Source organism: Escherichia sp. S10b (assembly GCF_028421345.1).
GTDB lineage: Bacteria > Pseudomonadota > Gammaproteobacteria > Enterobacterales > Enterobacteriaceae > ECMA0423.
Map to the genome: position 1 here is coordinate 25,314 of NZ_JAHZSO010000034.1, position 23,102 is coordinate 48,415.

At 53.9% G+C, this 23,102-nt stretch carries 14 protein-coding genes; 11 read left to right on the top strand and 3 right to left on the bottom strand.

The window, feature by feature from the left end; all coding sequences use genetic code 11:
• Positions 1-210: 210 nt before the first annotated feature.
• The 9 genes from bcsR (at position 211) to FTE26_RS02530 (ending at position 15,952) form a co-directional block, all read left to right on the top strand.
• Entirely contained in the window at positions 211-399 is a 189-nt protein-coding gene (bcsR, locus tag FTE26_RS02490) for a cellulose biosynthesis protein BcsR (RefSeq protein ID WP_001063318.1), read from the top strand.
• Between the two features lie 11 nt (positions 400-410).
• Positions 411-1,163: a cellulose biosynthesis protein BcsQ gene (gene bcsQ / locus FTE26_RS02495; RefSeq protein WP_000279528.1), complete on the top strand. Its 753-nt coding sequence runs from the start codon at positions 411-413 to the stop codon at positions 1,161-1,163.
• Entirely contained in the window at positions 1,160-3,778 is a 2,619-nt protein-coding gene (gene bcsA / locus FTE26_RS02500) for a UDP-forming cellulose synthase catalytic subunit (RefSeq protein ID WP_000025892.1), read from the top strand. Before bcsQ ends, bcsA begins: the two co-directional genes overlap by 4 nt.
• Before the next feature lie 10 nt (positions 3,779-3,788).
• Positions 3,789-6,128: a cellulose biosynthesis cyclic di-GMP-binding regulatory protein BcsB gene (gene bcsB, locus FTE26_RS02505; protein WP_001300150.1), complete on the top strand. Its 2,340-nt coding sequence runs from the start codon at positions 3,789-3,791 to the stop codon at positions 6,126-6,128.
• Positions 6,129-6,134: 6 nt separating this feature from the next.
• Complete coding sequence (bcsZ, locus tag FTE26_RS02510; protein ID WP_001307453.1) at positions 6,135-7,241, top strand: cellulose synthase complex periplasmic endoglucanase BcsZ; 1,107 nt, start codon at positions 6,135-6,137, stop codon at positions 7,239-7,241.
• Entirely contained in the window at positions 7,223-10,696 is a 3,474-nt protein-coding gene (gene bcsC, locus FTE26_RS02515; RefSeq protein ID WP_001225112.1) for a cellulose synthase complex outer membrane protein BcsC, read from the top strand. The genes bcsZ and bcsC overlap by 19 nt, the downstream gene beginning before the upstream one ends.
• 81 nt (positions 10,697-10,777) lie before the next feature.
• Positions 10,778-12,766: a biofilm formation regulator HmsP gene (gene hmsP, locus FTE26_RS02520; RefSeq protein ID WP_001266306.1), complete on the top strand. Its 1,989-nt coding sequence runs from the start codon at positions 10,778-10,780 to the stop codon at positions 12,764-12,766.
• Positions 12,767-12,948: 182 nt separating this feature from the next.
• Entirely contained in the window at positions 12,949-14,235 is a 1,287-nt protein-coding gene (gene dctA / locus FTE26_RS02525; RefSeq protein WP_000858214.1) for a C4-dicarboxylate transporter DctC, read from the top strand.
• A 220-nt stretch (positions 14,236-14,455) separates the two neighbouring features.
• Entirely contained in the window at positions 14,456-15,952 is a 1,497-nt protein-coding gene (locus FTE26_RS02530; RefSeq protein ID WP_001163140.1) for a M16 family metallopeptidase, read from the top strand.
• Between the two features lie 95 nt (positions 15,953-16,047).
• On the opposite strand, the gene kdgK is transcribed toward FTE26_RS02530, so the two are convergent.
• The gene (kdgK, locus tag FTE26_RS02535) at positions 16,048-16,977 is read right to left on the bottom strand and encodes a 2-dehydro-3-deoxygluconokinase (protein ID WP_001296796.1); all 930 of its coding nucleotides are present in this window, start codon (positions 16,975-16,977) and stop codon (positions 16,048-16,050) included.
• Positions 16,978-17,208: 231 nt separating this feature from the next.
• Here kdgK and pdeH point away from each other — a divergent pair, with 231 nt between their 5' ends.
• Together pdeH and FTE26_RS02545 are read left to right on the top strand one after the other, a co-directional pair.
• A complete protein-coding gene (pdeH, locus tag FTE26_RS02540; RefSeq protein WP_001295219.1) occupies positions 17,209-17,976 on the top strand; it encodes a cyclic-guanylate-specific phosphodiesterase in 768 nt (255 codons plus the stop codon).
• A 69-nt stretch (positions 17,977-18,045) separates the two neighbouring features.
• Entirely contained in the window at positions 18,046-20,106 is a 2,061-nt protein-coding gene (locus FTE26_RS02545; RefSeq protein WP_001296794.1) for an AsmA family protein, read from the top strand.
• A 233-nt stretch (positions 20,107-20,339) separates the two neighbouring features.
• Here the strand turns inward: FTE26_RS02545 and FTE26_RS02550 are convergent, their stop codons facing one another.
• Together FTE26_RS02550 and yhjD are read right to left on the bottom strand one after the other, a co-directional pair.
• The gene (locus FTE26_RS02550; RefSeq protein WP_001149003.1) at positions 20,340-21,662 is read right to left on the bottom strand and encodes an MFS transporter; all 1,323 of its coding nucleotides are present in this window, start codon (positions 21,660-21,662) and stop codon (positions 20,340-20,342) included.
• Between the two features lie 410 nt (positions 21,663-22,072).
• Positions 22,073-23,086, bottom strand: coding sequence for an inner membrane protein YhjD (gene yhjD, locus FTE26_RS02555; protein WP_000191257.1), 1,014 nt, complete (start codon positions 23,084-23,086; stop codon positions 22,073-22,075).
• Between the last annotated feature and the right edge of the window lie 16 nt (positions 23,087-23,102).

A 23,102-nucleotide genomic window follows, 5' to 3' on the forward strand; every position in this document is an offset into this window, starting at 1 on the left:
ATTAAAACTTATCAGATTTAGCATGTGAATCAATTTAGAAGGTCACAAGACGTGTGATTTTAGTCTTTTCGTTTTTAACTTTTTCTGTTGCGTAACGGAAAGTCAAAAAGTGAGCAAATTCCCGTCTCGCCGTAAACAATAAACCGGCGAAATGCTCACGGTTAGAATTGTCTCATGAACGGTACAGTTATTTCATAGGGATCAAGCAAAATGAATAACAATGAACCAGATACTCTGCCTGATCCCGCGATAGGCTATATCTTCCAGAATGATATTGTGGCGTTAAAGCAGGCATTTTCACTGCCTGATATTGATTATGCCGATATTTCCCAACGCGAACAGTTGGCCGCGGCATTAAAACGCTGGCCGTTGCTGGCAGAGTTTGCGCAACAAAAGTAGGGGATTGGTGAATGGCCGTACTGGGATTGCAGGGGGTGCGGGGAGGCGTGGGGACAACAACCATCACCGCCGCATTAGCCTGGTCATTACAAATGTTGGGAGAAAATGTTCTGGTGGTCGATGCCTGCCCGGACAACTTGTTGCGCCTGTCATTTAATGTTGATTTTACCCACCGTCAGGGCTGGGCCAGAGCGATGCTGGATGGCCAGGACTGGCGTGACGCTGGGTTGCGCTACACCTCGCAGCTCGATTTGCTGCCTTTTGGTCAGTTATCCATTGAAGAACAAGAAAATCCACAGCACTGGCAAACCCGGCTGAGCGATATTTGCTCCGGCTTACAGCAACTAAAAGCCAGCGGGCGTTACCAGTGGATTTTAATCGACTTACCGCGTGATGCCTCGCAGATAACCCACCAGCTGCTGAGTTTGTGCGATCACTCGCTGGCAATCGTCAATGTGGATGCCAACTGCCATATCCGACTGCATCAGCAAGCGCTGCCGGATGGCGCACATATTTTGATTAATGACTTCCGTATTGGCAGTCAGGTTCAGGACGATATTTACCAGCTTTGGTTGCAAAGCCAGCGCCGATTACTGCCGATGCTCATTCATCGTGATGAAGCGATGGCTGAATGCCTGGCGGCTAAGCAACCAGTAGGTGAATATCGCAGTGATGCGCTGGCGGCTGAAGAGATACTGACGCTGGCGAACTGGTGCCTGTTGAACTATTCCGGGCTGAAAACGCCAGTCGGGAGTGCATCATGAGTATCCTGACCCGGTGGTTGCTTATCCCGCCGGTCAACGCGCGGCTTATCGGGCGTTATCGCGATTATCGTCGCCACGGTGCGTCGGCTTTCAGCGCGACGCTCGGCTGTTTCTGGATGATCCTGGCCTGGATTTTTATTCCGCTGGAGCACCCGCGCTGGCAGCGTATTCGCGCAGAACATAAAAACCTGTATCCGCATATCAACGCCTCGCGTCCGCGTCCGCTGGACCCGGTCCGTTATCTCATTCAAACATGCTGGTTATTGATCGGTGCATCGCGCAAAGAAACGCCGAAACCGCGCAGGCGGGCATTTTCAGGTCTGCAAAATATTCGTGGACGTTACCATCAATGGATGAACGAGCTGCCTGAGCGCGTTAGCCATAAAACACAGCATCTGGATGAGAAAAAAGAGCTCGGTCATTTGAGTGCCGGGGCGCGGCGGTTGATCCTCGGTATCATCGTCACCTTCTCGCTGATTCTGGCGTTAATCTGCGTTACTCAGCCGTTTAACCCGCTGGCGCAGTTTATCTTCCTGATGCTGCTGTGGGGGGTAGCGCTGATCGTACGGCGGATGCCGGGGCGCTTCTCGGCGCTAATGTTGATTGTGCTGTCGCTGACCGTTTCTTGCCGTTATATCTGGTGGCGTTACACCTCTACGCTGAACTGGGACGATCCGGTCAGCCTGGTGTGCGGGCTTATTCTGCTCTTCGCTGAAACGTACGCGTGGATTGTGCTGGTGCTCGGCTACTTCCAGGTAGTATGGCCGCTGAATCGTCAGCCGGTGCCATTGCCGAAGGATATGTCGCTGTGGCCGTCGGTGGATATCTTTGTCCCGACTTACAACGAAGATCTCAATGTGGTGAAAAATACCATTTACGCCTCGCTGGGTATCGACTGGCCGAAAGACAAACTGAACATCTGGATCCTCGATGACGGCGGCAGGGAAGAGTTTCGCCAGTTTGCGCAAAACGTGGGGGTGAAATATATCGCCCGCACCACTCATGAACATGCGAAAGCGGGCAACATCAACAATGCGCTGAAATATGCCAAAGGCGAGTTCGTGTCGATTTTCGACTGCGACCACGTACCAACGCGATCGTTCCTGCAAATGACCATGGGCTGGTTCCTGAAAGAGAAACAGCTGGCGATGATGCAGACTCCACACCACTTCTTCTCGCCGGACCCGTTTGAACGCAACCTGGGGCGTTTCCGTAAAACACCGAACGAAGGCACGCTGTTCTATGGTCTGGTGCAGGATGGCAACGATATGTGGGACGCCACTTTCTTCTGCGGTTCCTGTGCAGTAATTCGTCGCAAACCATTGGATGAAATTGGCGGTATTGCTGTCGAAACGGTAACCGAAGATGCGCACACGTCTCTGCGCCTGCACCGTCGTGGCTACACCTCTGCATATATGCGTATTCCGCAGGCGGCGGGGCTGGCGACCGAAAGTCTGTCGGCGCATATCGGTCAGCGTATTCGCTGGGCACGCGGGATGGTGCAAATCTTCCGTCTCGATAACCCGCTTACCGGTAAAGGGCTGAAATTCGCCCAGCGGCTGTGCTACGTCAACGCCATGTTCCACTTCTTGTCGGGCATTCCACGACTGATCTTCCTGACTGCGCCGCTGGCGTTCCTGCTGCTTCATGCCTACATCATCTATGCGCCAGCGTTGATGATCGCCCTGTTCGTGCTGCCGCATATGATCCATGCCAGCCTGACCAACTCGAAGATCCAGGGCAAATATCGCCACTCTTTCTGGAGTGAAATCTACGAAACGGTGCTGGCGTGGTATATCGCACCACCGACGCTGGTGGCGCTGATTAACCCGCACAAAGGCAAATTTAACGTCACCGCCAAAGGTGGACTGGTGGAAGAAGAGTACGTCGACTGGGTGATCTCGCGGCCCTACATCTTCCTTGTTCTACTCAACCTGGTGGGCGTTGCGGTAGGCATCTGGCGCTACTTCTATGGCCCGCCAACCGAGATGCTCACCGTGGTCGTCAGTATGGTGTGGGTGTTCTACAACCTGATTGTTCTTGGCGGCGCAGTTGCGGTATCGGTAGAAAGCAAACAGGTACGCCGATCGCACCGCGTGGAGATGACGATGCCCGCGGCAATTGCCCGCGAAGATGGTCACCTCTTCTCGTGTACCGTTCAGGATTTCTCCGACGGTGGTTTGGGGATCAAGATCAACGGTCAGGCGCAGATTCTGGAAGGGCAGAAAGTGAATCTGTTGCTTAAACGCGGTCAGCAGGAATACGTCTTCCCGACCCAGGTGGCGCGCGTGATGGGTAATGAAGTTGGGCTGAAATTAATGCCGCTCACCACCCAGCAACATATCGATTTTGTGCAGTGTACGTTTGCCCGTGCGGATACATGGGCGCTCTGGCAGGACAGCTACCCGGAAGATAAGCCGCTGGAAAGTCTGCTGGATATTCTGAAGCTCGGCTTCCGTGGCTACCGCCATCTGGCGGAGTTTGCGCCTTCTTCGGTGAAGGGCATATTCCGTGTGCTGACTTCTCTGGTTTCCTGGGTTGTATCGTTTATTCCGCGCCGCCCGGAGCGGAGCGAAACGGCACAACCATCGGATCAGGCTTTGGCTCAACAATGATGATAACGCGATGAAAAGAAAACTATTCTGGATTTGTGCAGTGGCTATGGGGATGAGTGCGTTCCCCTCTTTCATGACGCAGGCGACGCCAGCAACGCAACCACTGATCAATGCTGAGCCAGCTGTAGCCGCCCAGACGGAACAAAATCCGCAGGTGGGGCAAGTGATGCTGGGCGTGCAGGGCGCTGATGCGCCAGTCGTGGCGCAGAACGGTCCTTCGCGTGATGTGAAGCTGACCTTTGCGCAAATTGCGCCGCCGCCGGGCAGCATGGTGCTACGTGGCATTAACCCGAACGGCAGCATTGAGTTTGGTATGCGCAGCGATGAAGTGGTGACGAAGGCGATGCTCAACCTCGAATACACGCCATCGCCATCGTTACTGCCTGTCCAGTCGCAGTTAAAGGTTTATCTCAATGATGAGCTGATGGGCGTGCTGCCAGTGACCAAAGAACAGTTGGGTAAAAAAACGCTGGCGCAAATGCCCATTAACCCACTGTTTATTACCGACTTCAACCGTGTGCGGCTGGAGTTTGTCGGCCATTATCAGGACGTGTGCGAAAACCCGGCCAGCACCACGCTTTGGCTGGATGTTGGGCGGAGCAGTGGACTGGATCTGACCTATCAGACCCTGAATGTGAAGAATGACCTGTCACACTTCCCGGTGCCATTCTTTGATCCGCGTGATAACCGCACCAACACCTTGCCGATGGTCTTTGCGGGTGCGCCGGATGTTGGGCTGCAACAAGCCTCTGCCATTGTCGCCTCGTGGTTTGGTTCGCGTTCTGGCTGGCGTGGGCAGAACTTCCCGGTACTCTATAACCAACTGCCGGATCGCAATGCCATTGTCTTTGCAACCAACGACAAACGGCCGGACTTCCTGCGCGATCATCCGGCGGTAAAAGCCCCTGTGATTGAGATGATTAACCATCCGCAGAATCCTTACGTCAAACTGCTGGTGGTGTTTGGTCGTGACGACAAAGACCTGTTGCAGGCAGCGAAAGGTATCGCTCAGGGTAACATTCTGTTCCGTGGTGAAAGCGTGGTAGTGAATGAAGTGAAACCGCTGCTACCGCGTAAGCCGTACGATGCGCCGAACTGGGTACGTACCGATCGTCCGGTCACATTTGGCGAACTGAAAACCTATGAAGAACAGTTACAATCCAGCGGTCTTGAGCCAGCAGCGATTAACGTTTCGCTAAACCTGCCGCCGGATCTCTACCTGATGCGCAGTACCGGCATTGATATGGATATTAATTACCGCTACACCATGCCGCCGGTGAAAGACAGTTCGCGGATGGATATCAGCCTGAATAACCAGTTCCTGCAATCCTTCAACCTGAGCAGCAAACAGGAGGCGAACCGCCTGCTGCTGCGGATTCCGGTATTACAAGGTTTGCTGGATGGCAAAACAGATGTCTCTATTCCGGCGCTGAAACTGGGCGCGACCAACCAGCTGCGCTTCGACTTTGAGTATATGAACCCGATGCCGGGCGGTTCGGTGGATAACTGTATTACCTTCCAGCCGGTGCAGAATCATGTGGTGATTGGTGACGACTCCACCATCGACTTCTCGAAGTATTACCACTTCATCCCGATGCCGGATCTACGCGCCTTTGCTAACGCGGGCTTCCCATTCAGCCGGATGGCGGATCTGTCGCAAACCATCACCGTGATGCCGAAAGCGCCTAACGAAGCACAGATGGAAACGTTGCTGAATACTGTTGGTTTTATCGGCGCACAGACGGGCTTCCCGGCGATTAATCTGACGGTGACCGATGATGGCAGCACCATTCAGGGCAAAGATGCCGACATCATGATCATCGGTGGTATCCCGGACAAACTGAAAGACGATAAGCAGATCGACCTATTGGTGCAGGCGACCGAAAGCTGGGTGAAAACACCGATGCGCCAGACCCCGTTCCCCGGCATTGTGCCGGACGAGAGCGATCGCGCGGCAGAAACCCGGTCAACGCTGACCTCTTCCGGTGCGATGGCGGCGGTGATTGGCTTCCAGTCGCCGTATAACGACCAGCGCAGCGTGATTGCGCTGTTGGCAGATAGCCCACGCGGTTATGAAATGCTTAACGATGCGGTGAACGATAGCGGCAAACGCGCCACCATGTTCGGTTCGGTCGCGGTGATCCGCGAGTCCGGTATCAACAGCCTACGTGTTGGCGACGTTTATTACGTAGGTCATCTGCCGTGGTTCGAGCGCTTGTGGTATGCGCTGGCAAACCATCCGATTCTGCTGGCGGTGCTGGCGGCTATCAGTGTGATATTGCTGGCATGGGTACTGTGGCGTCTGCTGCGAATTATTAGTCGTCGTCGTCTTAACCCGGATAACGAGTAATTGAAGATGAATGTGTTGCGTAGTGGAATCGTGACGATGCTGCTGTTGGCTGCCTTTAGTGTTCAGGCAGCCTGTACCTGGCCTGCCTGGGAGCAGTTTAAAAAGGATTACATCAGTCAGGAAGGGCGCGTCATCGACCCCAGCGACGCGCGCAAAATCACCACCTCCGAAGGGCAAAGTTACGGTATGTTCTTTGCCCTGGCGGCTAACGACCGTGTAGCTTTCGATAATATTCTCGACTGGACGCAGAACAATCTCGCTCAGGGTTCTTTAAAAGAACGTTTGCCCGCCTGGCTGTGGGGCAAGAAAGAGAACAGTAAGTGGGAAGTGCTGGACAGCAATTCGGCCTCCGATGGTGATGTCTGGATGGCCTGGTCGTTGCTGGAGGCGGGGCGTTTGTGGAAAGAGCAGCGTTATACCGACATCGGCAGCGCGTTGCTAAAACGTATCGCGCGGGAGGAAGTGGTGACGGTGCCTGGGCTGGGTTCCATGTTGTTACCGGGCAAAGTGGGTTTTGCTGAGGATAACAGCTGGCGTTTTAACCCCAGCTACCTGCCGCCGACGCTGGCGCAGTATTTCACCCGCTTTGGCGCGCCGTGGACCACGCTGCGCGAAACCAATCAACGTTTATTGCTGGAAACCGCCCCGAAAGGTTTTTCGCCAGACTGGGTGCGCTATGAGAAAGACAAAGGCTGGCAGCTAAAAGCCGAAAAAACATTGATCAGCAGCTACGACGCTATCCGCGTTTACATGTGGGTAGGCATGATGCCTGACAGCGATCCGCAAAAAGCGCGGATGCTCAACCGGTTTAAACCGATGGCGACATTCACTGAGAAAAACGGTTATCCGCCGGAAAAAGTGGATGTGGCTACGGGGAAAGCGCAGGGTAAAGGACCGGTCGGTTTTTCTGCCGCCATGCTGCCCTTTTTACAAAACCGCGATGCGCAGGCCGTTCAGCGCCAGCGCGTGGCCGATAACTTTCCCGGCAGCGATGCCTATTACAACTATGTGCTGACCCTGTTTGGACAAGGCTGGGATCAACACCGTTTCCGCTTCTCGACAAAAGGTGAGTTATTACCTGACTGGGGCCAGGAATGCGCAAATTCACACTAAACATATTCACGCTTTCCCTCGGTCTGGCCGTCATGCCGATGGTCGAGGCAGCACCAACCGCTCAGCAACAGTTGCTGGAGCAAGTTCGGTTAGGCGAAGCGACCCATCGTGAAGATCTGGTGCAACAGTCGTTATATCGGCTGGAACTTATTGATCCGAATAACCCGGACGTCGTTGCCGCCCGTTTCCGTTCTTTGTTACGTCAGGGCGATATTGATGGCGCGCAAAAACAGCTCGATCGGCTGTCGCAGTTAGCGCCGAGTTCAAATGCGTATAAATCGTCGCGGACTACGATGCTACTTTCCACGCCGGATGGTCGTCAGGCACTGCAACAGGCACGATTGCAGGCGACGACCGGTCATGCAGAAGAAGCTGTGGCGAGTTACAACAAACTGTTCAACGGTGCGCCGCCGGAAGGTGACATTGCTGTCGAGTACTGGAGTACGGTGGCGAAAATTCCGGCTCGCCGTGGCGAAGCGATTAATCAGTTAAAACGCATCAATGCGGATGCACCGGGCAATACGGGCCTGCAAAACAATCTGGCGCTATTGCTGTTTAGTAGCGATCGCCGTGACGAAGGTTTTGCCGTCCTGGAACAGATGGCAAAATCGAACGCCGGGCGCGAAGGGGCCTCTAAAATCTGGTACGGGCAGATTAAAGACATGCCCGTCAGTGATGCCAGTGTGTCGGCGCTGAAAAAATATCTCTCGATCTTTAGTGATGGCGATAGCGTGGCGGCTGCGCAATCGCAACTGGCAGAACAGCAAAAACAGCTGGCCGATCCTGCTTTCCGCGCTCGTGCGCAAGGTTTAGCGGCGGTGGACTCTGGTATGGCGGGTAAAGCCATTCCCGAACTACAACAGGCGGTGCGGGCGAACCCGAAAGACAGTGAAGCTCTGGGGGCGCTGGGCCAGGCGTATTCTCAGAAAGGCGATCGCGCCAATGCAGTGGCGAATCTGGAAAAAGCCCTCGCACTGGACCCGCACAGCAGCAACAACGACAAATGGAACAGTCTGCTGAAAGTAAACCGCTACTGGCTGGCGATCCAGCAGGGCGATGCTGCGCTGAAAGCCAATAATCCTGACCGGGCAGAACGCCTGTTCCAGCAGGCGCGTAATGTCGATAACACCGACAGTTATGCAGTGCTGGGGCTGGGCGATGTGGCGATGGCGCGAAAAGATTATCCCGCCGCCGAACGTTATTATCAGCAGACCTTGCGTATGGACAGCGGCAACACTAACGCCGTGCGCGGGCTGGCAAATATTTACCGCCAGCAATCGCCAGAAAAAGCTGAAGCGTTTATCGCCTCGCTCTCTGCCAGTCAGCGGCGTAGCATTGATGATATCGAACGCAGCCTGCAAAACGACCGTCTGGCACAGCAGGCAGAGGCACTGGAAAACCAGGGCAAATGGGCGCAGGCGGCAGCACTTCAGCGGCAACGACTGGCGCTGGACCCCGGCAGCGTATGGATTACTTACCGACTTTCGCAGGATCTCTGGCAGGCCGGACAACGCAGCCAGGCCGATACGTTAATGCGCAATCTGGCGCAGCAGAAGCCGAACGACCCGGAGCAGGTTTACGCTTACGGGCTGTACCTCTCTGGTCATGACCAGGACAGAGCGGCGCTGGCGCATATCAACAGCCTGCCGCGCGCGCAGTGGAACAGCAATATTCAGGAGCTGGTTAATCGACTGCAAAGCGATCAGGTGCTGGAAACCGCTAATCGCCTGCGAGAAAGCGGCAAAGAAGCTGAAGCGGAAGCGATGCTGCGTCAGCAACCACCTTCCACGCGTATTGACCTCACGCTGGCTGACTGGGCGCAGCAGCGACGTGATTACACCGCCGCCCGCGCTGCATATCAGAATGTCCTGACGCGGGAGCCAACTAACGCCGATGCCATTCTGGGGCTGACGGAAGTGGATATTGCTGCCGGTGACACAGCGGCGGCACGTAGCCAGCTGGCGAAACTGCCCGCTACCGATAACGCCTCGCTGAACACACAGCGGCGCGTGGCGCTGGCGCAGGCGCAGCTTGGAGATACCGCAGCGGCGCAGCAGACGTTTAATAAGTTGATCCCGCAGGCAAAATCTCAGCCACCGTCGATGGAAAGCGCGATGGTGCTGCGCGACGGTGCGAAGTTTGAAGCGCAGGCGGGCGATCCAAAGCAGGCGCTGGAAACCTACAAAGACGCCATGGTCGCATCCGGTGTGACTACGACGCGTCCGCAGGATAACGACACATTCACCCGACTGACCCGTAACGACGAGAAAGATGACTGGCTGAAACGCGGCGTGCGCAGCGATGCGGCGGACCTCTATCGCCAGCAGGATCTTAACGTCACCCTCGAGCACGATTACTGGGGTTCGAGCGGCACCGGTGGTTACTCCGATCTGAAAGCGCACACTACCATGTTGCAGGTGGATGCGCCGTATTCTGACGGGCGGATGTTCTTTCGCAGTGATTTCGTCAATATGAACGTCGGCAGTTTCTCCACTAATGCCGATGGCAAATGGGATGACAACTGGGGCACCTGTACATTACAGGACTGTAGCGGCAACCGCAGCCAGTCGGATTCCGGTGCCAGCGTGGCGGTCGGCTGGCGAAATGACGTCTGGAGCTGGGATATCGGTACCACGCCGATGGGCTTCAACGTGGTGGATGTGGTCGGCGGCATCAGTTACAGCGATGATATCGGGCCGCTGGGTTACACCGTTAACGCCCACCGTCGGCCCATCTCCAGTTCTTTGCTGGCCTTTGGTGGGCAAAAAGACTCCCCGAGCAATACCGGGAAAAAATGGGGTGGCGTACGTGCCGACGGTGTGGGGCTAAGTCTGAGCTACGATAAAGGTGAAGCAAACGGCGTCTGGGCATCGCTTAGTGTCGACCAGTTAACCGGTAAAAATGTCGAAGATAACTGGCGCGTGCGCTGGATGACGGGCTATTACTATAAGGTCATTAACCAGAACAATCGCCGCGTCACAATCGGCCTGAACAACATGATCTGGCATTACGACAAAGATCTGAGTGGCTACTCACTCGGTCAGGGCGGTTACTACAGTCCGCAGGAATACCTGTCGTTTGCCATACCGGTGATGTGGCGGGAGCGCACGGAAAACTGGTCGTGGGAGCTGGGGGCGTCTGGCTCGTGGTCGCATTCACGCACCAAAACCATGCCGCGTTATCCGCTGATGAATCTGATCCCGACCGACTGGCAGGAAGAAGCTGCGCGGCAATCCAACGATGGCGGCAGCAGTCAGGGCTTCGGCTACACGGCGCGGGCATTACTTGAACGACGTGTTACTTCCAACTGGTTTGTTGGCACGGCAATTGATATCCAGCAGGCGAAAGATTACGCACCCAGCCATTTCCTGCTCTACGTACGTTATTCCGCCGCCGGATGGCAGGGTGACATGGATTTACCGCCGCAGCCGCTGATACCTTACGCCGACTGGTAAGTTTTCAGATAGCGCCTCTCTTAATGCCGCTGCGATCGGGTATACTCGGGCGGCAATCTGGGATTTCCGGGGGGAGACAATTTGCGCGTAAGTCGCTCGTTAACAATCAAGCAGATGGCAATGGTGGCAGCCGTTGTCCTGGTGTTCGTTTTTATTTTTTGCACCGTTTTGCTGTTCCATCTGGTCCAACAGAATCGCTATAACACGGCTACGCAACTGGAAAGCATTGCTCGCTCTGTCCGCGAACCCTTATCTTCAGCTATTTTGAAAGGCGATATTCCCGAAGCGGAAGCTATTCTTGCCAGCATTAAACCGGCAGGCGTGGTCAGCCGTGCCGATGTAGTGCTGCCTAACCAGTTCCAGGCGCTGCGTAAAAGTTTTATTCCAGAGCGCCCGGTGCCGGTAATGGTTACTCGCCTGTTTGAGCTACCGGTTCAAATCTCGCTGGGCGTTTACTCGCTCGAACGTCCGGCAAACCCGCAGCCAATTGCCTATCTGGTACTACAGGCGGATTCCTTCCGTATGTATAAGTTCGTGATGAGCACCCTCTCAACGTTAGTGACCATTTACTTACTTTTGTCGCTTATCCTGACCGTCGCCATCAGCTGGTGCATTAACCGCCTGATTTTGCATCCGTTACGCAATATTGCTCGCGAACTTAACGCCATCCCAGCCCAGGAGCTTGTTGGTCACCAACTGGCATTACCGCGTCTGCATCAGGACGATGAAATCGGTATGTTGGTGCGCAGTTACAACCTCAACCAGCAATTGCTGCAGCGCCATTATGAAGAACAGAACGAAAATGCGATGCGCTTCCCGGTGTCGGATTTGCCGAACAAAGCCTTGCTGATGGAGATGCTGGAGCAGGTTGTCGCGCGTAAACAAACCACCGCGCTGATGATCATCACCTGTGAAACCCTGCGTGATACTGCGGGCGTGCTGAAAGAGGCGCAACGAGAAATTCTGCTGCTGACGCTGGTGGAAAAACTCAAATCGGTACTGTCGCCACGTATGATCCTCGCGCAGATTAGCGGTTATGACTTTGCTGTCATTGCCAACGGTGTACAGGAACCGTGGCACGCAATCACCTTAGGTCAGCAAGTGCTCACTATCATGAGCGAGCGCCTGCCGATTGAACGTATTCAACTCCGTCCGCACTGTAGCATTGGCGTGGCGATGTTCTACGGCGATCTCACCGCCGAACAGCTTTACAGTCGCGCTATTTCTGCGGCATTTACCGCTCGCCATAAAGGCAAGAATCAGATTCAGTTCTTTGATCCGCAGCAGATGGAAGCCGCCCAGAAGCGGTTGACGGAAGAGAGCGATATCCTTAATGCACTGGAAAATCATCAGTTTGCAATTTGGTTACAGCCACAGGTCGAGATGACCAGCGGTAAACTGGTCAGTGCGGAAGTGTTACTGCGTATCCAGCAACCGGATGGCAGTTGGGACCTGCCGGATGGCTTAATCGATCGCATTGAGTGCTGTGGGCTGATGGTTACCGTCGGTCACTGGGTGCTGGAAGAGTCCTGTCGATTGCTTGCAGCCTGGCAAGAGCGCGGCATTATGCTGCCCTTGTCGGTAAACCTCTCTGCGCTGCAACTGATGCACCCGAATATGGTGGCGGATATGCTGGAACTGTTAACCCGCTATCGCATTCAGCCGGGAACACTGATTCTGGAAGTGACAGAAAGCCGACGTATTGACGACCCTCATGCTGCGGTGGCAATCCTCCGTCCGCTGCGCAATGCCGGAGTTCGGGTGGCGCTGGATGATTTCGGCATGGGCTACGCAGGGCTGCGTCAGCTGCAGCATATGAAATCGTTGCCAATCGACGTACTGAAAATCGACAAAATGTTTGTTGAAGGCTTGCCGGAAGATAGCAGCATGATTGCTGCAATTATCATGCTGGCGCAGAGCCTGAACTTACAAATGATTGCCGAAGGCGTGGAGACTGAAGCACAACGCGACTGGCTGGCAAAAGCGGGCGTTGGTATTGCCCAGGGCTTCCTTTTTGCTCGCCCACTCCCTATTGAAATCTTCGAAGAGAGTTACCTGGAAGAAAAGTAGCTACCCCAAACTGATTACAAAACTTTAAAAAGTGCTGGTTTGTGCGAGCCAGCTCAAACTTTTTAACCTTTTTGTTTCAATTATGATCCAGGTACATTTCTGTGATGTTGTCTGGGTGTTATTTTAAGGCCGCAGGTACCCCATAACCTTACAAGACCTGTGGTTTTACTAAAGGACACCCTATGAAAACCTCTCTGTTTAAAAGCCTTTACTTTCAGGTCCTGACAGCGATAGCCATTGGTATTCTCCTTGGCCATTTCTATCCTGAAATAGGCGAGCAAATGAAACCGCTTGGCGACGGCTTCGTTAAGCTCATTAAGATGATCATCGCTCCTGTCATCTTTTGTACCGTCGTAACGGGCATTGCGGGCATGGAAAGCATGAAGGCGGTCGGTCGTACCGGCGCAGTCGCACTGCTTTACTTTGAGATTGTCAGTACCATCGCGCTGATTATTGGTCTTATCATCGTTAACGTCGTGCAGCCTGGTGCCGGAATGAACGTCGATCCGGCAACGCTTGATGCGAAAGCGGTAGCGGTTTACGCCGATCAGGCGAAAGACCAGGGCATTGTCGCCTTCATTATGGATGTCATCCCGGCGAGCGTCATTGGCGCATTTGCCAGCGGTAACATTCTGCAGGTGCTGCTGTTTGCCGTACTGTTTGGTTTTGCGCTCCACCGTCTGGGCAGCAAAGGCCAACTGATTTTTAACGTCATCGAAAGTTTCTCGCAGGTCATCTTCGGCATCATCAATATGATCATGCGTCTGGCACCTATTGGTGCGTTCGGGGCAATGGCGTTTACCATCGGTAAATACGGCGTCGGCACACTGGTGCAACTGGGGCAGCTGATTATCTGTTTCTACATTACCTGTATCCTGTTTGTGGTGCTGGTATTGGGTTCAATCGCTAAAGCGACTGGTTTCAGTATCTTCAAATTTATCCGCTACATCCGTGAAGAACTGCTGATTGTACTGGGGACTTCATCTTCCGAGTCGGCGCTGCCGCGTATGCTCGACAAGATGGAGAAACTCGGCTGCCGTAAATCGGTGGTGGGGCTGGTCATCCCGACAGGCTACTCGTTTAACCTTGATGGCACATCGATATACCTGACAATGGCGGCGGTGTTTATCGCCCAGGCCACTAACAGTCAGATGGATATCGTCCACCAAATCACGCTGTTAATCGTGTTGCTGCTTTCTTCTAAAGGGGCGGCAGGGGTAACGGGTAGTGGCTTTATCGTGCTGGCGGCGACGCTCTCTGCGGTGGGCCATTTGCCGGTAGCGGGTCTGGCGCTGATCCTCGGTATCGACCGCTTTATGTCAGAAGCTCGTGCGCTGACTAACCTGGTCGGTAACGGCGTAGCGACCATTGTCGTTGCTAAGTGGGTGAAAGAACTGGACCACAAAAAACTGGACGATGTGCTGAATAATCGTGCGCCGGATGGCAAAACGCACGAATTATCCTCTTAATCTCATCACTTATGCCCGCACTCCCTTCCCCGAGTGCGGGTGTTTGCGCATAATTGACCCCTGTGCCTGAACTTACCACCTGGGTGAGTTCAGGTTTATTTCACTTCTTCCGTGACATTTTCATGTTCTTGCGGTCTAACACGAAGTGTTTTTAACGTCATTTAGACTGACCGACAACGGGCAGTTTTTTTATTACCAGGATAGTTGATCAGGGGTTCACATGCAGGGCACAAAAATTCGACTTTTAGCGGGCGGTTTGCTGATGATGGCCACTGCTGGCTATGTGCAGGCAGATGCGCTCCAGCCTGATCCAGCATGGCAACAGGGGACGCTTTCCAACGGTTTACAGTGGCAAGTGCTGACCACCCCCCAGCGTCCCAGCGATCGTGTTGAAATTCGCCTGCTGGTTAATACCGGTTCGCTCGCCGAAAGTACACAACAGAGCGGTTACAGTCACGCCATCCCTCGTATTGCGCTAACGCAAAGCGGTGGCCTTGACGCAGCACAGGCGCGTTCATTGTGGCAGCAGGGGATCGACCCTAAACGCCCGATGCCGCCGGTAATTGTCTCGTATGACACTACGCTGTTTAATCTGAGTTTGCCCAATAACCGTAACGATTTGCTGAAAGAGGCGCTCTCTTACCTGGCAAATGCCACTGGCAAACTGACTATCACACCAGAAACCATCAACCACGCGCTGCAAAGTCAGGACATGGTGGCAACCTGGCCTGCCGATACTAAAGAGGGCTGGTGGCGTTATCGTCTGAAAGGATCAACCTTGTTAGGTCACGATCCTGCCGATCCGCTGAAACAACCCGTTGAAGCGGAAAAAATTAAAGATTTCTATCAGAAATGGTACACCCCGGATGCAATGACGCTACTGGTGGTGGGAAACGTGGATGCGCGCTCGGTTGTCGACCAAATCAACAAAACGTTTGGCGAACTGAAAGGCAAACGTGAAACGCCAGCTCCGGTGCCGACGCTTTCTCCGCTGCGTGCGGAAGCGGTGAGTATTATGACTGACGCGGTGCGTCAGGACCGGTTATCTATCATGTGGGATACGCCGTGGCAGCCGATTCGTGAATCAGCCGCACTGCTGCGCTACTGGCGTGCGGACCTGGCCCGCGAGGCGCTGTTCTGGCATGTTCAGCAAGCGTTAAGCGCCAGTAACAGCAAAGACATCGGTCTTGGATTTGACTGCCGTGTGCTGTATCTGCGTGCGCAGTGTGCCATCAACATCGAATCACCAAACGACAAGCTGAACAGCAACCTTAATCTGGTGGCGCGTGAACTGGCGAAGGTTCGCGATAAAGGTCTGCCGGAAGAAGAGTTCAATGCGTTAGTGGCGCAAAAGAAACTGGAGCTGCAGAAACTGTTTGCCGCCTATGCGCGGGCTGATACCGATATTCTGATGGGTCAGCGGATGCGTTCGTTGCAAAATCAGGTCGTCGATATCGCGCCGGAGCAGTATCAGAAACTGCGGCAGGATTTCCTTAACAGCCTGACGGTGGAGATGTTAAATCAGGATCTGCGTCAGCAGTTGTCGAATGATATGGCGTTAATACTGCTGCAGCCGAAAGGCGAGCCGGAATTTAACATGAAAGCGTTGCAGGCGGCCTGGGATCAAATCATGGCCCCATCTACCACCGCTGCGACCACCTCTGTCGCCACGGATGACGTACATCCTGAAGTGACGGATATTCCACCTGCACAGTAATGCCTGATGGTGATGAGTTAGCACAATCATCAGGTATTTATGGATGAGCTGGATAGAGGGGTAACACTTTATCCAGCCTTTTGCATATGCTGCTTTTACGCTGGCATCGCCTCACGCGGGATAATCGCGCCGCGATACTGAATAACGGTACTTGCGGTCAGGTGCCCGCGTTTCGCCGCGTTTTCCGCACTGCCGCCCGTTAAACGTACCGCCAGATAACCGGCACTGAAAGAGTCGCCAGCTGCGGTGGTATCGATCACTTTTTCTTTCGGCAGTTTCACCGCCGGAACATCCACTAACCCTTCGCCAGCAATGGACACCAGGCAAGAATCCGCCCCGCGTTTCACCACCACTTCTTTCACGCCCGCGTTATGGGTGCGCGCAATGACGTCTTCCACCGGCTGTTGACCCCACAGCGCGTCTTCGTCGTCCAGCGTCAGGAAGGCGATATCCGTGCATTCCAGCATTTGTTGGTACACCTGCTGTGTCTCTTCTTTGCTGGCCCACAGGCGCGGACGATAGTTATTGTCGAAAATCACTTTTCCGCCGTTGGCGCGGCATTCGCGCAGCAGGGAAAGCAGCTTTTCGCGGCTGGTCGGGCTTAAGATCGCCAGGCTAATCCCGCTCAGGTAGAGATAATCGAAATTCGCCAGCTCTTCGCAAATCGCCGCAGACTGCTCGCTCTCCAGCCAGAATTTGGCAGCGGCTTCGTTACGCCAGTAGTAGAACGTACGTTCACCGGTGCTGTCGGTTTCAATGTAGTAAAGGCCCGGCAGACGGTTTTCCATCCGTTGGGTCAGGGAAGTATCAACGTTCTCGCCGTGCCAGGCGTCCAGCATTTGCTGGCTAAAACTGTCCGTTCCCAGCGCCGTTACGTAATGAACGGTTAATGCCGCAGGATCGACCTGACGGGCGATATAGACGGAAGTGTTCAGGGTATCGCCGCCGAAACCGCGCTTAACGTCCGCGCCTTTCTCGGAAAGCTCAATCATGCATTCGCCAATCACGGCAATCTTTTTGGACATAGTCGTGAACCTGATCTGTAAAAAATTAGCGTTAGTTTGCGCTGTGGTGGTTTGCTGGTCAACCATATTAAAACAGTGTTCCATTATTTTTTTGAGCCAGGACGTATTCCTGAAAGATTCCGTTGTGGAGTGAGGAAATTTACCCCGGCCAGGCGGTAAAGTTCTGCCCTTACGCGCCGATAATCTTTGTCGAGTCCGGGCAGCATCACTTTTAAACACAGGACATCTTTGATGATAAGGCAGGTTATCCAGCGAATAAGCAACCCTGAAGCAAGCATCGAGAGCTTGCAGGAACGGCGTTTTTGGTTGCAGTGTGAGCGTGCTTACACCTGGCAGCCGATCTATCAAACATGCGGGCGGTTAATGGCCGTGGAGCTATTAACGGTGGTCACGCATCCCTTGAACCCTTCGCAACGCCTGCCGCCGGATCGCTATTTTACTGAAATCACCGTCAGCCATCGGATGGAGGTTGTGAAAGAGCAGATTGATTTGTTGGCGCAAAAAGCCGACTTCTTTATAGAGCACGGCCTGCTGGCATCGGTCAATATTGATGGCCCTACGCTCATCGCCCTGCGTCAGCAACCAAAAATCCTGCGCCAGATTGAGCGTCTTCCCTGGCTGCGTTTCGAACTGGTGGAACACATCCGCCTGCCGAAAGATTCAACCTTTGCCTCGATGTGTGAATTTGGCCCGCTGTGGCTGGATGATTTTGGCACCGGGATGGCAAATTTCTCTGCGCTAAGTGAAGTGCGTTATGACTACATCAAAATCGCGCGAGAGCTGTTCGTGATGCTGCGTCAGTCGCCGGAAGGCCGCACACTCTTTTCTCAGCTTTTACATCTAATGAATCGCTATTGTCGCGGGGTGATTGTCGAGGGCGTAGAAACACCGGAAGAGTGGCGTGATGTTCAGAACTCGCCCGCATTCGCCGCACAAGGCTGGTTTCTTTCACGCCCGGCACCGATAGAAACGCTGAATACGGCGGTTCTGGCGCTATAAGCTGCCTCATTTTCCGCCTGGCTGGACTATCTTTAGGACTGGCACAGGAAGAATATGAGGAAGCGAACGATGAGCAAGGCAGGCAAAATAACCGCTGCGATTTCAGGGGCTTTCTTGTTGTTGATTGTCGTGGCGATCATTTTGATTGCAACTTTTGACTGGAATCGACTCAAACCGACCATCAACCAGAAAGTCTCTGCGGAGTTGAATCGTCCGTTCGCTATCCGTGGCGATCTGGGCGTGGTGTGGGAGCGGCAAAAACAAGAAACTGGCTGGCGCAGCTGGGTGCCGTGGCCCCATGTACACGCGGAAGACATCATTCTTGGCAATCCACCGGATATTCCCGAAGTCACGATGGTGCATTTGCCACGCGTAGAGGCAACGCTGGCCCCGCTGGCGCTGCTGACCAAAACGGTCTGGCTGCCGTGGATCAAGCTCGAAAAGCCCGACGCGCGCCTGATTCGCCTCTCCGAAAAGAACAATAACTGGACGTTTAATCTCGCCAACGATGATAACAAAGACGCGAATGCAAAGCCGTCGGCATGGTCGTTTCGGCTGGATAATATTCTTTTCGATCAAGGGCGGATCGCCATTGATGACAAAGTAAGCAAAGCGGATCTGGAGATTTTTGTTGATCCGTTAGGCAAGCCGCTGCCGTTCAGCGAAGTTACTGGATCGAAAGGTAAAGCGGATAAAGAAAAGGTGGGCGATTACGTTTTTGGCCTGAAGGCGCAGGGACGTTATAACGGTGAACCGCTCACGGGTACGGGAAAAATAGGCGGTATGCTGGCGCTGCGTGGCGAAGGGACGCCGTTTCCGGTACAGGCTGATTTCCGCTCTGGTAACACCCGTGTTGCTTTTGATGGCGTCGTGAATGACCCAATGAAGATGGGCGGTGTCGATTTACGGCTTAAATTTTCTGGCGATTCACTGGGTGATCTCTATGAACTGACGGGCGTTCTGCTGCCCGATACCCCGCCGTTTGAAACGGATGGTCGGCTGGTAGCGAAAATCGACACTGAAAAATCGTCGGTCTTTGATTATCGCGGTTTTAATGGGCGAATTGGCGATAGCGATATCCACGGTTCTCTGGTCTACACCACCGGAAAGCCACGACCAAAACTGGAAGGTGATGTCGAGTCGCGGCAATTGCGGCTGGCGGACCTGGGACCGTTAATTGGCGTTGACTCCGGGAAAGGGGCAGAAAAGTCGAAACGGTCTGAACAGAAGAAGGGCGAAAAAAGCGTTCAGCCTGCGGGCAAAGTGCTGCCTTATGACCGCTTCGAAACCGATAAATGGGACGTTATGGATGCCGATGTTCGCTTCAAAGGGCGGCGCATTGAGCATGGCAGTAGCCTGCCGATTAGCGATCTTTCTACTCATATCATCCTCAAAAATGCTGACCTGCGCCTGCAACCGCTGAAATTTGGCATGGCGGGCGGCAGCATTGCGGCGAATATTCATCTGGAAGGCGATAAAAAGCCGATGCAGGGGCGGGCAGATATTCAGGCTCGTCGACTGAAACTGAAAGAACTGATGCCCGATGTGGAACTGATGCAGAAGACGCTGGGGGAAATGAACGGTGACGCGGAACTACGCGGTAGCGGTAACTCGGTGGCGGCACTTTTAGGCAACAGTAACGGCAACCTGAAACTGTTGATGAATGACGGGCTGGTGAGCCGCAACCTGATGGAGATTGTTGGGCTGAATGTCGGCAACTACATTGTCGGTGCGATATTTGGTGACGATGAGGTGCGGGTGAACTGCGCGGCGGCGAATCTGAATATTGCCAACGGCGTGGCGCGCCCGCAGATTTTTGCTTTCGATACTGAGAACGCGTTGATTAATGTTACCGGCACGGCAAGTTTTGCTTCGGAACAGCTGGATTTGACTATTGATCCGGAGAGTAAAGGGATTCGGATTATCACACTGCGTTCGCCGCTGTATGTGCGTGGGACGTTTAAAAATCCGCAGGCTGGGGTGAAAGCCGGGCCGTTGATTGCCCGTGGTGCTGTTGCTGCGGCACTGGCAACGCTGGTAACACCGGCGGCGGCGTTACTGGCACTGATCTCACCTTCCGAAGGGGAGGCTAATCAGTGTCGGACGATATTGTCGCAGATGAAGAAGTGATGAGGTTGGATTGTGTTTGCTGGTGAGTTCGGGAGCAGCGTGTTCCCCTCACCCTAACCCTCTCCCCAAAGGGGCGAGGGGACTGTTTTGTACGTGTTGAAACAACGAGTACCGCTTTTCCGTTCACTTTCTGGGGGAGGGCTGTTATGTTCGCGATATAACATCTCGCTCCGCTTTTCTCCCTCTCCCTTTCAGGGAGAGGGCTGGGGTGAGGGTGGCTGCCCACACGATACTTACAACGACTGATGTCGCGTCTCATGGGTCAGCAGCAGGGCGATTAACGTCAAGCCAGCCATCGCCGCCAGATATAACCCCACCGCACCTAACCCGTAGTTAGTCTGCAACCAGGCTGCGATATACGGCGCAACGGAAGCCCCGAGAATCGACGCTACGTTGTAAGAGAACGATGCTCCGGTGTAACGCACTTCTGTTGGGAACAGCTCTGGTAACAGCGCGCCCATCGGCCCGAAGGTCAGCCCCATCAGACTTAACCCCAGCAGCAGGAAGGCAAAAACCAGAATCGGGTTGCCAGAACCGAGCAGCGGGTTAAAGGCGAACAGCGCGAACAGGATGATCAGCGTGGTGATAATTACCATGCTTTTACGGCGACCAAAGGCATCAGCCAGTAATCCGGCGACTGGCACCATCACGCCAAAACCAATAACTGCCATCATCAGCATCCACAACACTTCGTTACGTGGCAGGCCAAGCCCAACTGGCGCGGCGGCGGTACTGAAGGTCATAGAGTAGACCGTCATGATGTAAAACAGCGTATATGTTGCCAGCATGATGAACGTACCCAGTACGGTTACGCGAACATGTTTGGTCAGCAGCGTACCCAGCGGGATCTTCACCTGTTTTTTCGCTTTAGCGACTTTCTCAAACACCGGCGACTCATGCAGCGACACGCGAACATACAGGCCGATAATGACCAGCACCGCCGAGAAGATAAATGGCACACGCCAGCCCCAGCTCATAAACTGCTCATCGGTCAGTAGCCAGGAAAGCAGCAAGAAAGTGCCGTTGGCAAAGAAGAAGCCAATCGGTGCGCCCAGCTGTGGGAAGGAGCCATACAGTGCACGTTTGCGCGGTGGGGCGTTTTCAGTCGCCAGCAGCGCCGCGCCGCCCCATTCACCGCCTAAGCCCAGACCCTGACCAAATCGAGCCAGCGCCAGCAGCAGTGGGGCGAAAATACCAATCGTGGCATAGCCCGGCAGCAGACCAATCACCACGGTCGAAATCCCCATCGTTAGCAACGAGGCGACCAGCGTCGCTTTACGCCCAACGCGATCGCCAAAATGACCAAAAACGGCAGAGCCAATGGGGCGCGCGACGAAGGCGATGGCGAAGGTGGCGAGCGACTGTAGCGTTGCTGCCGTTGGATCGCCCTGCGGGAAGAAGATATGCGGAAACACAATAACGGCCGCAGTGGCGTAAATGTAAAAGTCGAAGAACTCAATGGCCGTGCCAATGAGAGAGGCGACAAGGACTTTATTACGCGAGTTGATCGGCGTGTATTCTTGCTCGTGGTCGAGTGTTGTGGCTGTTGCTTGCATAATCTTTTCTTATTTTTTGGCTAACGAATAGCCATATTACGCACAGCAAAAGTGATATTTCAATGTGTAACAAATCGCGGAAATGGTCAAAAACCAGGCAAAAAGGGGATAATGTTTAGGCCAGTGATTTTTCTTCTATGAAATGCTTCACATAATTTTATAAATAGTGGATAAAACTGGTTTCAGGTTAAATAAAAGTTACCAACTGGATTTATATGCTGGGGTTATGAGTTGGAATGAAATTGTTTGCTCCCAAATAGATGGCTGAAGAGGCTCTGGGGAAGAGTTTCAAGAGGTTATGTGCGCATTATAGCCGGATGCGATGCTGGCGCATCTTATCCGGCCTACGGGGAGCCAGGCCGAATAAAATCGTATGCCGGATAAGGCGTTTACGCCGCATCCGGCCTATTTTAAGGCTGCGTTTTCCCTGGCATTCGCGGGTCGTCTTTATATTCGGCGGTGGCAATCCACGCCGCGCAAAACAGCGTCAAACGGGCGAAGAAGTAGAAAAATGCCATCAGCCCCAGCACGGAACCAAATGCTGCGCCAGAGGGGGATTTCATCAGCGATGGCAGGGTGTAGGTCATCACGATTTTAATCACTTCAAAACCAATAGCAGCCAGAAATGTTCCGCGAATCAGGGCTTTTTTGCGCGGACGGTGGCGCGGTAACCGCCAGAAGATCCAGAAGAAAAGCAGATAGTTGGCGAAGATGGAAATCGCCAGGCCAATCAACCGCCACGTCGGTTTCAGCCACTCAATGCTGTTCAGGTGCAGGGCGCTAATAATCATTTGCTGCGCCGAACCGGCAACCGAGGTGATCGAAAGCGTCACAATCAGCGCAATCAACAAACCAATCAGCGAAATAAAATCACGCAGATATTTTACCCAGAACTTCTCCTGATCTTGCGGCGAGCGTTCCCAGACATCGCGCGACTGGGCACGAATCGCTTCACGCAGGTTACCCATCCAGTTGATGCCGGAATAAAGCGCCACCGCCAGGCCGACAAGCCCTACAGTCGTACGCTGCTGAACGGCGGTGTTGATGGTGTTTTTCAACGTGGCGGCTAGCGTCGGATCGCTGATGTTTTGCAGAATTTTGTCGAAGATATCCTGTAGCAACATCGGATGGGAGGCCAGCACAAAGCCCCCTGCGGCAAACGACACCATCAAAATCGGGATCATCGATAAAAATGAGAAATAGGTGATAGCCGCACCAAACTGGTTACCCAGCCGATCGTTAAAGCGTTCTGTCGCGCGAATCAGGTGCGCAATAACCGGTTGGCGTTGGACTTTTTCGGCAGTGGTGGTGACGGTTTCCAGCGCCTGGCTAACTTTGCCGCCTTTCTCGCTATTATCCAACTGCTTAATCGGCTCGTGCTCCAGATCCTGGGTGGGACGTTTGATCTCGTTTTCCTGCGTCATCCGCTCTTTTGTCCTT

Excerpts from the sequence above, each read along its gene's own strand:
- bcsR (WP_001063318.1), top strand. The coding sequence starts at position 211 with ATGAATAACAATGAACCAGATACTCTGCCTGATCCCGCGATAGGCTAT.
- bcsQ (WP_000279528.1), top strand. The coding sequence starts at position 411 with ATGGCCGTACTGGGATTGCAGGGGGTGCGGGGAGGCGTGGGGACAACA.
- bcsA (WP_000025892.1), top strand. The coding sequence starts at position 1,160 with ATGAGTATCCTGACCCGGTGGTTGCTTATCCCGCCGGTCAACGCGCGG.
- bcsB (WP_001300150.1), top strand. The coding sequence starts at position 3,789 with ATGAAAAGAAAACTATTCTGGATTTGTGCAGTGGCTATGGGGATGAGT.
- bcsZ (WP_001307453.1), top strand. The coding sequence starts at position 6,135 with ATGAATGTGTTGCGTAGTGGAATCGTGACGATGCTGCTGTTGGCTGCC.
- bcsC (WP_001225112.1), top strand. The coding sequence starts at position 7,223 with ATGCGCAAATTCACACTAAACATATTCACGCTTTCCCTCGGTCTGGCC.
- dctA (WP_000858214.1), top strand. The coding sequence starts at position 12,949 with ATGAAAACCTCTCTGTTTAAAAGCCTTTACTTTCAGGTCCTGACAGCG.
- FTE26_RS02530 (WP_001163140.1), top strand. The coding sequence starts at position 14,456 with ATGCAGGGCACAAAAATTCGACTTTTAGCGGGCGGTTTGCTGATGATG.
- kdgK (WP_001296796.1), bottom strand. The coding sequence starts at position 16,977 with ATGTCCAAAAAGATTGCCGTGATTGGCGAATGCATGATTGAGCTTTCC.
- pdeH (WP_001295219.1), top strand. The coding sequence starts at position 17,209 with ATGATAAGGCAGGTTATCCAGCGAATAAGCAACCCTGAAGCAAGCATC.
- FTE26_RS02545 (WP_001296794.1), top strand. The coding sequence starts at position 18,046 with ATGAGCAAGGCAGGCAAAATAACCGCTGCGATTTCAGGGGCTTTCTTG.
- FTE26_RS02550 (WP_001149003.1), bottom strand. The coding sequence starts at position 21,662 with ATGCAAGCAACAGCCACAACACTCGACCACGAGCAAGAATACACGCCG.
- yhjD (WP_000191257.1), bottom strand. The coding sequence starts at position 23,086 with ATGACGCAGGAAAACGAGATCAAACGTCCCACCCAGGATCTGGAGCAC.